Below are 9,573 nucleotides of genomic sequence, written 5' to 3' on the forward strand. Positions count from 1 at the left end.
CTCCTTTTCATTATTCGTAACAGAAAAGAAAAAAGCTCCATTATGGAACTTTCCGTGATTACAAATCATTTTCAGAAGCAAAATAAGACGCCGCTCCCAGTAGGTTACTATCGTTATGGAATTGACAGGCTTGAATAGTTATGGGCTCAAGACCTAATTCAGACTTATCCTTAAATAACTCCTCATAGGCATCGCTTATTCCTTCTATTAAAGTACCTTGCCTACTGATACCACCACCGATAACAACTTTCTCCAGCCTAAAGAAGCTCTGTAAATTTAGCACAAGAACAGCAATTTCATGACAATAGTCTTTAAATAAAAGATTTAGGTCTTCCGACTGATTTCCCTCTATAGCTGAGAATACGGCTGGACCATCGTCTTGATTTAACCTAAGTAATTGACTGGCTTCATGAACAAAGCCTACTGCAGACCCCTTATTATCGACAAGACTTACTAAGCCATGCATAAACAATTCCCACTGGAAAGGTAGAGAGGTTTGACTCATGCTTTGGGGACTTGGAGCTCGCAGATATTGGGTGACTGACAGAGGTGATAACAAGACCTCCTGTGAGACAAGTCCTAAACCAACACCCGTACCTAAAACCAAGGCTGCCCCACAATCTAAATCTTGTAGACTTCCATATCTGGCTTCAGCCAAAGCTGCCGCATCAGCATCATTGATAACCTTTACAGGCAGTTGAAATGTTTTAGTCAATCGTGACCCAAGAGGAATAGCCGTTAAATATGGGATAAGACCTCCCTTGAAAATGAAGCCACGTTTACTATTTATTTCTCCTGGGCACGCAATGGCAATCCCAGAAATGATATCCTTGTGAGACGAGACAATATGCTCTAAAGTCAACCAAAAGTCGTCTAACGTTGGTGGTGTTGGAACTTTAGATTGATTGCTTATCTTAAAATCATCATCAACTAACCCAAACTTGATAAAGGTTCCTCCAATATCAATAGCTAAAATCACGCCACTTCACCTACTTTTTATTATTGACTTTATGGGTTCAAAGCTTCTTCTATGAATTGGAGTAACACCAAAGTTATCTATGCCAGACAGATGATCCTTAGTACCATAGCCTGCATTTTTGGCAAATGCGTAACCAGGAAACTCCTGATCATAATCAGCCATCATCTTATCCCGGGTTACCTTTGCTACGATAGATGCTGCCGCAATTGATAAAGAATTAGCATCCCCTTTTATAATTGATGTTTGTCCTATTGGTAAGTCCAAAGTCATGGCATCAATTAACAAATGTTCTGGTTTGGGACTAAGTTTTTCAATAGCTTCAGCCATAGCAAGCTTGGTTGCTTCATAAATATTAACATCGTCAATCACATGATTGTCCTTTATACCAATCCCGACAGCTACCGCTTCCTTCATGACCTGCTTATAAATAGCTTCATGTTTTGATTTTGGTATTTTTTTACTATCATTAAGACCTTTTATTTTGCAAAGCTTTGGTAAAATAACCGCTGCAGCTACCACTGGCCCAGCCAAAGGGCCACGTCCAACTTCATCAACACCTGCAATGAGTTCAACTCCCTGAGCATAAAGCGATTTTTCATAACTGAGCATCATCTCTAAGCGTTCTTCCTCAGCAATCTCAGCTAGGATAGCTTTACGGCGTTGCTTAATGGCAGTCTGTACACCAGCTCGACTGTCTTCCTCAAAACTTGCCCATCGATGATCGTCAAGGTCTGTCAAAGTGGCCAATTGCTCTTTGACTTCTTTAATTGTCGCCATCAGTATCGACCCCAACAATATCAAGTGTGTAACGTCCTAGTTTTCCATCACGAACTTCTTTGACAAATAGATTATAGAAACGGTCATAATCTTCACGGAAGCCAAGTTTTCGAGTCATTTCCATAATGATTTCTGGTGCCTCTTCTTCAAGGTCAATCCCTTTAAAGCGTTCCTCTAAACGTTCAGGATAGTAAGTTTTAAAATAGTTGAGTCCAAATATCGTCACTTCATCCATTGGCAATAGCTGGTCCTTGATGGCACCAGTCAAAGCGAGTTTCAATCCAACCAATTCATCTTCAAACTTAGGCCACAAAATACCTGGAGTATCAAGAATTTCCAAGTCTTTATTAGACTTCAACCACTGTTGACCTTTTGTAACGCCGGGTTTATTTCCTACAACAGCAATCTTTTTACCAGCTAAGCGGTTCATTAAGGTAGATTTCCCTGCATTTGGAATCCCAATAATCATGGTTCGTAAGGTCTCTTTCTGAATACCGCGTTCACGTAGCCGTTGAATCTTGTCAGCCATAAGACTCTTAGCAGCGTCTGTTACCAATTTAACTGTAGATTGTTCCTTGGAATTGATGGCCAAGGTTTTAATCCCTTGACTCTTAAAATAGGTACGCCATTCTTTCGTACGATTACTGTCAGCCAGGTCAGCCTTATTGAGAATTAGAAGCTTTGGTTTATCGCCAACAATTTTGGTCAGCATAGGGTTCTGACTCGAAAGTGGCAAACGTGCATCCACTAAAATTGTAACAAAATCAACATGTTTAAGGTTCTCCTGAACCTGTCGACGGGCCTTAGACATGTGACCTGGAAACCATTGAATAGTAGCCATATATGTTTCTCCTTTTGTATTCTTAGCAAAATATCATTTAAAATCTTTAAAAAAAGCCAAATCATTGGCTTTGCTTTACTTAGTATTATAACAGATTTAATTTGAGATGCCCAATTGATAAAAGTTGCCTACCCCTCAACAGGCATAAAGTTACCAACAATCTTACCAATGATTCGAGGATCTTCGTCATAGGGTGCAAACTTATCACCATAACGTTTATTGAGAGAAACTAAACGAAGGCCCTCTTCCTCACGATAGACCTTTTTGATATAGGTTTGACCATCCCAGTCTACAGCATAAACAGCTCCATCATAATCAAAGCCTGTTTGTTTGATTAGCACTACTTCTCCATTTAGGTAGGTAGGTTCCATAGAGTCTCCAAATACCCATGACGCAAAATCATGATCTAATTCTTCATCATAGAAAACTTCATCGTAATTGCCATCACCAAAGTAGGTATAACCCGTTCCGGCTGACAAACGCTCGAAAACTTTGTAAGAATATAACGGAATAACAGGTGCCTTCTGCTTTTCTGCTTCTTGCTCCTCCAAGAGAGCCTTAGTGAGTCGCAAAGCTTCCTGACGATTTTCCTCATTTAATTCCAAGTACACTTCTACAATCTCATGTTCAGATAGAAAATATGTCTCAGCTACACCAAAAAGTTCAGCCAATACTGATAGATTCTTTTGATTTGGTTTCGTCTTACCATTTTCCCAGTTAAAATAAGAGGAGCGAGAAATTCCTAGATGCTTAGCCACTGCTGCCTGACTCATTCCTTGTGCTTCTCGAATTTCCTTAAGTCGTTGTCCTGAAAACATAGCTACCTCCGTAAGTTAATAAACTAACATAAGTTTATCAAAAAAAGCAGTTAACTTCAAGTGAAACTAACTACTTTTACAATTCTCTTTTGTATTATTCTTTAACTAAAAATCCTAGATGGTTTAGTGCCTCTTCTATATAAGCCATATCCTGTTCACTATCTGCTTCGACAAGATGGTAATGAACACCATTTGTTAAATCAGATAAGGGACGAAAGTCATTTGACGATGATTGATCTAAAAAATGACTAACATCTCGACGACAAGTCAATTTCAACAAAGTCTGAATTTCTCCGTAAACTGGATGATCTATCATGATATTTTGAATACGTCCTCCATTATCAACAATAGCCAAAAGCTCATCTTTCATATCTAACACAGTATGATTCACCTTAAACAGCCTACGTATATAACAATTGTCATCGCTACTTTTATAGATATAGCCCCTATTAGTTGAAATAATCTGGGCACCATCTGCACGTAAGAGGGCAATATCTTGAACAATGATTTGACGTGTCACACCAAAATGCTCCGCCAAACTTTGTCCATTCATTGCTTCTTTAGCTCCCTTTAAGAGTGCCAATAATTCTTCTTTTCGATTTGAAGCCATAGACAAACCCTCCCTCTTTCAACTAGCGTATTTTTCGAATACTTTTGAAAATCGTTAATGCTATTACATAGTCTATCATACTATGGATAATAGTGCCAAAACCAACTAAAACAAAAAGAACATAGAACAGTTTTTGGAAATCCTCACCAGTTACAGAATAAAAAATCACGCAAGCAAGAACTTCACCTAAGGCATGGATAAGTCCTAAAACAAAGTTGAAAAGTAATGATGATTTATGGTTTTCTATCGTTTGTGGAAATTTTTTCAAATAGAGTGCGCCTAAAAAACCAAATATAATATGAGAAAAGGCTCTAAAAACAACCACAATCGGATAGCCCGCCATAAAGTATCCCAAACTAGAAGCTAAGATAACAAAAGCTGCTACCCAGGGCGATATAAACATAGCTAGAAATATTGGAACATGACTCCCCAAAGTATACGAAGCCGGTGGGATGATTAGTTTAATTGGCATAATACTTGGGATAAGGATAGCAATTGCAGTTAATAAAGCTGCAAAGGTCATTTCTTGAATTCTCTTTTTAGGTTTCATTATTTACTCCTTTTACTGTATATACATTAGTATATTACAGTGTATAGTTATATAAGTCAATAATTTTCAGAAAAAAACACTAGAGCAAAGTGCCCTAGCGTTCTAAGTTTCTTATTTACGTTTTTTCTTAGCTTTCTTCATCTTGTTGGCTTGACGCTTCATCGCATGTTTCATGGCAAAGGAACCGACCTTACCTTTAAGACCACCACCAAGCATTTGACTAAGGTCCATATCACCAAGGTCTGGCATACCTGCGCCACCCATCATGCCTTCAAGAGCAGACATGTCCATATTACCCATATCAGGCATATTGGGCATGTTTTTTGGAAGATTATTTGGGTTAAGACCCATTTGACGCATCATTTGCTCCATATCACCAGACATAACACCTTGCATCATTTGTTTGGCTTGGTTGAAGTCTTTAATAAACTTGTTTACTTCAATAAAGGTATTCCCTGAACCATTTGCAATACGGCGACGACGACTTGGTGTCAAAAGATCTGGATTTTCACGCTCTTCTGGTGTCATTGATGATACAATGGCACGCTTGCGTGCAATCTGTTTCTCGTCTACTTTAACATTAGCCAAGGCTGGATTGTTAGCCATACCTGGCAACATCTTAAGCAAATCCTCCATAGGACCCATATTTTGCACTTGGTCTAATTGGTCGATGAAGTCATTGAAGTCAAAGGTGTTTTCACGCATCTTTTCAGCCAACTCAAGAGATTTTTTCTCGTCGTACTCTTGAGAAGCTTTTTCAATAAGGGTAAGAAGGTCACCCATACCTAAGATACGGCTTGACATACGGTCTGGGTGGAAAGTCTCAATATCTGTGATTTTCTCACCAGTACCTGTGAATTTAATTGGCTTACCAGTAATCTCACGAATAGAAAGAGCCGCACCACCACGTGTGTCACCGTCAATTTTAGTAAGAACGACACCTGTGATATCTAGTTGTTCATTGAACTCCTTGGCAACGTTAGCAGCTTCCTGACCAATCATGCTATCTACAACCAAGAGAATTTCGTTTGGATGAGCAAAATCTTTAATATCATGCAATTCTTGCATGAGAGTCTCGTCAATCTGCAAACGACCAGCCGTATCAATCAAGACATAGTCATTCTTATTGGCACGCGCTTGTTCCAAACCATTTTTGACAATCTCAACCGCCGGTGTCTCTGTACCCATATCAAAAACAGGAACATTGATTTGTTGTCCCAAAGTCTTCAACTGGTCAATGGCTGCAGGACGATAGATATCCGCCGCAATCATCATTGGACGGGCTTCTTGTTCTTTAATCAGCTTATTAGCCAATTTACCAGCAAAGGTTGTTTTACCAGCCCCTTGGAGACCAACCATCATTATGATAGTTGGAATCTTTGGAGATTTCTCAATTTCAGATGTTTCAGACCCAAGAATATCTGTCAATTCTTCATTAACAATCTTGATGATTTGTTGCGAAGCATCAAGAGTATCAATGATTTCGTGACCTACAGCACGTTCACGAACACGTTTAATGAATGTCTTAACAACTGGTAGGGCTACGTCTGCTTCAAGAAGTGCCAAACGAATCTCTTTAGTGACTTCTTGAACTTCTTTCTCTGAAAGTTTTCCTTTACGTCTTAAATTTTTGAAAACGCCTTGCAAGCGTTCCGTTAAGCTTTCAAAAGCCATATGTCATTTCCTCTCTTACTTTCTGCTTGGGTCTAATCTCTATTATCGATACTGCTGAGCACAGCAATTTGTTCCTGAAGATAGCTATCGTCTGGGTATTTTTCCATGATATCATCAAATATTTGGCTACGAACAATGTAATCTGAATACATATGTAGTTTCATCTCGTAAGCTTCTAAAATCTTCTCAGTACGCTTGATGTTATCATATACAGCCTGACGACTCACACCAAATTCCTCGGCAATTTCTGCCAAACTATAATCATCCGCATAATATAGCTCAATATAGTTCATCTGCTTATCTGTTAACAAGGCTGCATAGAACTCAAACAAGGCATTCATGCGATTGGTTTTTTCAATTTCCATAAGCTCCATTTTACCATAAAATCATGGTGTTAGCACGATTCTTGTGCAGAAAAAAGCCGTGACTGTTAATTGTTCTCCAAATAAAATTCAAAACGGTCGCCAACATAGTAACTTCGTACATATTCGAAAGCCTGCCCGTCTTGGAGGAAGGAAATCTGTGTCAAACTCAAGAGAGCATCACCAATCTTAACCTTTAGGTGCTTGGCTAGACTACTATTGGCCAAACTGGCTGATATGGTCTGCTGACTTTTCCCTATTTCATAGCCATTATCAGTTAAGGTTTTGAAGAAGTGTTCGGTAATTTCTGATTCCTTAAAACCTCGGATAATTTTCTCAGGGATACTAGCAATCTCATAGGCAACTGGAATGTCATCGGCAAAGCGAACACGTTCCATACGAATGACATAGGACTGCGGTAAAACACCTAAATTCTTGATTTCAAACTCATTTGGATGTACACGTTGATAAGAAATAAGCTCACTAGATGGTTTCTTGCCTTGGGATTTGACAATCTCCGTAAAACTCGTAGTTCCACGCATCTTTTCCTTAACTCGACTACTAGCCACAAAAGTTCCACTGCCTGGTTTACGCTCTAAAATCCCCTCGTCTACTAAAAGTGTTATGGCCTGACGCACAGTCATCCGACTCACATCAAAAGTCTCGCAAAGATCTCGCTCGCTAGGGAGACGTTGCCCGATTTTCCAAGTGCCATCATCAACATCTTCCTTAATCTTATCATGTATGCGAATGTACGCTGGTAACATCTAATACCCCCTTCTGTACCCCTATTTTACAAAAAAAGTAACAGAATTGTAAAGATGAGTATGATACTTACAGTTTCTCGTATAAATCTAGGTGCTAAGTCCATAAATTTGTGATACAATGATTGCATAAGAAAGAGTCCATGTGTGACGTAAAAAGAAAGGGTAATAATGACTGACATTTCTACTTTGAATGATGTGCAGAAAATCATTGTTCTAGACTATGGTAGCCAATACAATCAGCTGATTGCACGTCGTATTCGTGAATTTGGTGTTTTCTCTGAATTGAAGAGCCATAAAATTACCGCTGATGAAGTCCGTGCCATCAATCCTATCGGTATCGTACTTTCTGGTGGTCCTAACTCTGTTTATGCCGAAGATGCATTTGGTATTGACGAAGAAATTTTCGAGCTAGGTATCCCAATTCTTGGTATCTGTTACGGAATGCAACTTTTGACCCACAAACTCGGTGGTAAAGTTGTTCCAGCTGGTGAAGCAGGTAACCGTGAGTATGGCCAATCAACACTTCGCCTTCGTGCCCAATCACAGCTCTTTGCTGAAACTCCTGAAGAACAAGTCGTTCTAATGAGCCACGGTGATGCTGTTACAGAAATTCCAGAAGGTTTCCATCTTGTTGGTGACTCAGTGGATTGCCCATTCGCTGCGATGGAAGATACCGAGAAAAACTTCTATGGTATCCAATTCCACCCAGAAGTTCGTCACTCTGTATATGGTAACGACATTTTGAAAAACTTTGCTTTTGGTATCTGTGGTGCCAAAGGTGACTGGTCAATGGCTAACTTCGTAGATATGCAAATTGCACAAATCCGTGAAACAGTTGGTGACCGTAAAGTCCTTCTTGGACTCTCAGGTGGGGTTGACTCATCTGTTGTTGGTGTCCTTTTGCAAAAAGCTATCGGTGATCAATTGACATGTATCTTCGTTGACCACGGTCTTCTCCGTAAAGGTGAAGGTGACCAAGTTATGGAGATGCTTGGAGGTAAATTTGGCCTCAACATTATCCGTGTTGATGCTTCTAAACGCTTCCTAGACCTCTTGGCTGGTGTTGATGATCCTGAGAAAAAACGTAAAATCATTGGTAACGAGTTTGTTTACGTCTTTGATGACGAAGCAAGCAAACTTAAAGGTGTAGACTTCCTAGCTCAAGGAACGCTCTATACTGATATTATTGAATCAGGTACTGAGACAGCTCAAACAATCAAATCTCACCACAACGTTGGTGGTCTTCCAGAAGACATGCAATTTGAATTGATTGAACCACTTAATACCCTCTTTAAAGACGAAGTTCGTGCCCTTGGTACTGAAATGGGAATGCCTGATGAAGTCGTTTGGCGTCAACCTTTCCCAGGACCAGGACTTGCCATCCGCGTTATGGGTGAAATCACTGAAGAGAAACTTGAAACCGTTCGTGAGTCTGATGCTATCCTTCGTGAAGAAATTGCCAAAGCTGGTCTTGATCGTGATGTATGGCAATACTTCACTGTTAACACAGGCGTTCGTTCTGTCGGTGTTATGGGTGATGGCCGTACTTACGACTACACTATCGCTATCCGTGCTATCACTTCAATCGACGGTATGACAGCTGACTTTGCGAAACTTCCATGGGAAGTTCTTCAAAAGATTTCTGTTCGAATCGTTAACGAAGTTGACCACGTTAACCGTATTGTCTACGATATTACAAGTAAACCACCTGCAACTGTAGAGTGGGAATAAAATATAAACCTAATTTAAAGTGACTTGATTGATTTAACAGCATTTTGAATTGTTTTAAAACGCTAAAATCTAATTAATTATATTTGGTTCCCCACCAAATACCCCACCAGAATTTCTTTCTGGTGGGGATTTTTTATATCTTAATTACAAAAATAAATCAATAAGCAATGTTATGGGGTCAGAAAAATTTTTGCTTTTCTGATGTTCAATACTAACTCTTACATCATACCTAGATAATGGGGTAAAATCAAAACTCTCTGATAGTTATTTATTTGTAAAAAAATTCACTTTAATCATTTGCTATATTTCCTTCATTCACATTTAGCCCATAAATTTCAAAATCATGGTAGGATCCATTATAGAACTCGAATTGGGAAATTTCGCTTTCCTTTTTAAAACCTAAACTGATTGGTATAAACTTACTTTTAACATTCTCAACATCTATATAAATCAAAAGCTTATCA

The 9,573-nt window shown here is 39.2% G+C and carries 10 protein-coding genes; 1 reads left to right on the forward strand and 9 read right to left on the reverse strand.

Translation table 11 applies throughout. The features are described 5' to 3' along the window. Nucleotides 1-58: 58 nt before the first annotated feature. The 9 genes from H7T98_RS08645 to H7T98_RS08685 all read right to left on the reverse strand — a co-directional run bounded on the left by H7T98_RS08645 (nucleotide 59) and on the right by H7T98_RS08685 (nucleotide 7,378). A complete protein-coding gene (locus H7T98_RS08645) occupies nucleotides 59-979 on the reverse strand; it encodes an ROK family protein (protein WP_175057612.1) in 921 nt (306 codons plus the stop codon). 6 nt (nucleotides 980-985) lie between these two features. Beyond that, a complete protein-coding gene (locus H7T98_RS08650) occupies nucleotides 986-1,756 on the reverse strand; it encodes a ribonuclease HII (RefSeq protein WP_155211957.1) in 771 nt (256 codons plus the stop codon). Next, a complete protein-coding gene (gene ylqF / locus H7T98_RS08655) occupies nucleotides 1,743-2,597 on the reverse strand; it encodes a ribosome biogenesis GTPase YlqF (RefSeq protein WP_021144074.1) in 855 nt (284 codons plus the stop codon). The genes H7T98_RS08650 and ylqF overlap by 14 nt, the downstream gene beginning before the upstream one ends. A gap of 128 nt (nucleotides 2,598-2,725) precedes the next feature. Further along, nucleotides 2,726-3,415: an XRE family transcriptional regulator gene (locus H7T98_RS08660; RefSeq protein WP_002891070.1), complete on the reverse strand. Its 690-nt coding sequence runs from the start codon at nucleotides 3,413-3,415 to the stop codon at nucleotides 2,726-2,728. Nucleotides 3,416-3,509: 94 nt separating this feature from the next. Further along, nucleotides 3,510-4,025, reverse strand: coding sequence for a transcription repressor NadR (locus H7T98_RS08665; protein WP_008534751.1), 516 nt, complete (start codon nucleotides 4,023-4,025; stop codon nucleotides 3,510-3,512). Nucleotides 4,026-4,047: 22 nt separating this feature from the next. Then, entirely contained in the window at nucleotides 4,048-4,575 is a 528-nt protein-coding gene (locus H7T98_RS08670; RefSeq protein ID WP_008534752.1) for an ECF transporter S component, read from the reverse strand. A 111-nt stretch (nucleotides 4,576-4,686) separates the two neighbouring features. Continuing rightward, nucleotides 4,687-6,249 (reverse strand): signal recognition particle protein, encoded by a 1,563-nt coding sequence (gene ffh / locus H7T98_RS08675; protein ID WP_155211959.1) that lies wholly within the window; start codon nucleotides 6,247-6,249, stop codon nucleotides 4,687-4,689. 32 nt (nucleotides 6,250-6,281) lie between these two features. Further along, a complete protein-coding gene (locus H7T98_RS08680) occupies nucleotides 6,282-6,614 on the reverse strand; it encodes a putative DNA-binding protein (RefSeq protein WP_002883908.1) in 333 nt (110 codons plus the stop codon). A 65-nt stretch (nucleotides 6,615-6,679) separates the two neighbouring features. Next, on the reverse strand, nucleotides 6,680-7,378 hold the full coding sequence (locus tag H7T98_RS08685) for a GntR family transcriptional regulator (RefSeq protein ID WP_008534754.1): 699 nt from the start codon (nucleotides 7,376-7,378) through the stop codon (nucleotides 6,680-6,682). A 168-nt stretch (nucleotides 7,379-7,546) separates the two neighbouring features. Between H7T98_RS08685 and guaA the strand changes: the two genes are divergently transcribed. Beyond that, nucleotides 7,547-9,109 carry a glutamine-hydrolyzing GMP synthase gene (guaA, locus tag H7T98_RS08690; RefSeq protein ID WP_155211961.1) on the forward strand — a complete coding sequence of 521 codons (1,563 nt, stop codon included), beginning with the start codon at nucleotides 7,547-7,549 and terminating at the stop codon, nucleotides 9,107-9,109. Nucleotides 9,110-9,573 lie beyond the last annotated feature (464 nt).

Origin of the sequence: Streptococcus sp. 23.2 (assembly GCF_016648665.1) — a bacterium.
GTDB lineage: Bacteria > Bacillota > Bacilli > Lactobacillales > Streptococcaceae > Streptococcus > Streptococcus salivarius_E.

Bases quoted from the DNA above. Each gene is read 5' to 3' on its own strand.
- ylqF (WP_021144074.1), bottom strand. From the start codon at position 2,597: ATGGCTACTATTCAATGGTTTCCAGGTCACATGTCTAAGGCCCGTCGA.
- H7T98_RS08665 (WP_008534751.1), bottom strand. From the start codon at position 4,025: ATGGCTTCAAATCGAAAAGAAGAATTATTGGCACTCTTAAAGGGAGCT.
- ffh (WP_155211959.1), bottom strand. From the start codon at position 6,249: ATGGCTTTTGAAAGCTTAACGGAACGCTTGCAAGGCGTTTTCAAAAAT.
- guaA (WP_155211961.1), top strand. From the start codon at position 7,547: ATGACTGACATTTCTACTTTGAATGATGTGCAGAAAATCATTGTTCTA.
- H7T98_RS08650 (WP_155211957.1), bottom strand. From the start codon at position 1,756: ATGGCGACAATTAAAGAAGTCAAAGAGCAATTGGCCACTTTGACAGAC.
- H7T98_RS08680 (WP_002883908.1), bottom strand. From the start codon at position 6,614: ATGGAAATTGAAAAAACCAATCGCATGAATGCCTTGTTTGAGTTCTAT.
- H7T98_RS08685 (WP_008534754.1), bottom strand. From the start codon at position 7,378: ATGTTACCAGCGTACATTCGCATACATGATAAGATTAAGGAAGATGTT.
- H7T98_RS08670 (WP_008534752.1), bottom strand. From the start codon at position 4,575: ATGAAACCTAAAAAGAGAATTCAAGAAATGACCTTTGCAGCTTTATTA.
- H7T98_RS08660 (WP_002891070.1), bottom strand. From the start codon at position 3,415: ATGTTTTCAGGACAACGACTTAAGGAAATTCGAGAAGCACAAGGAATG.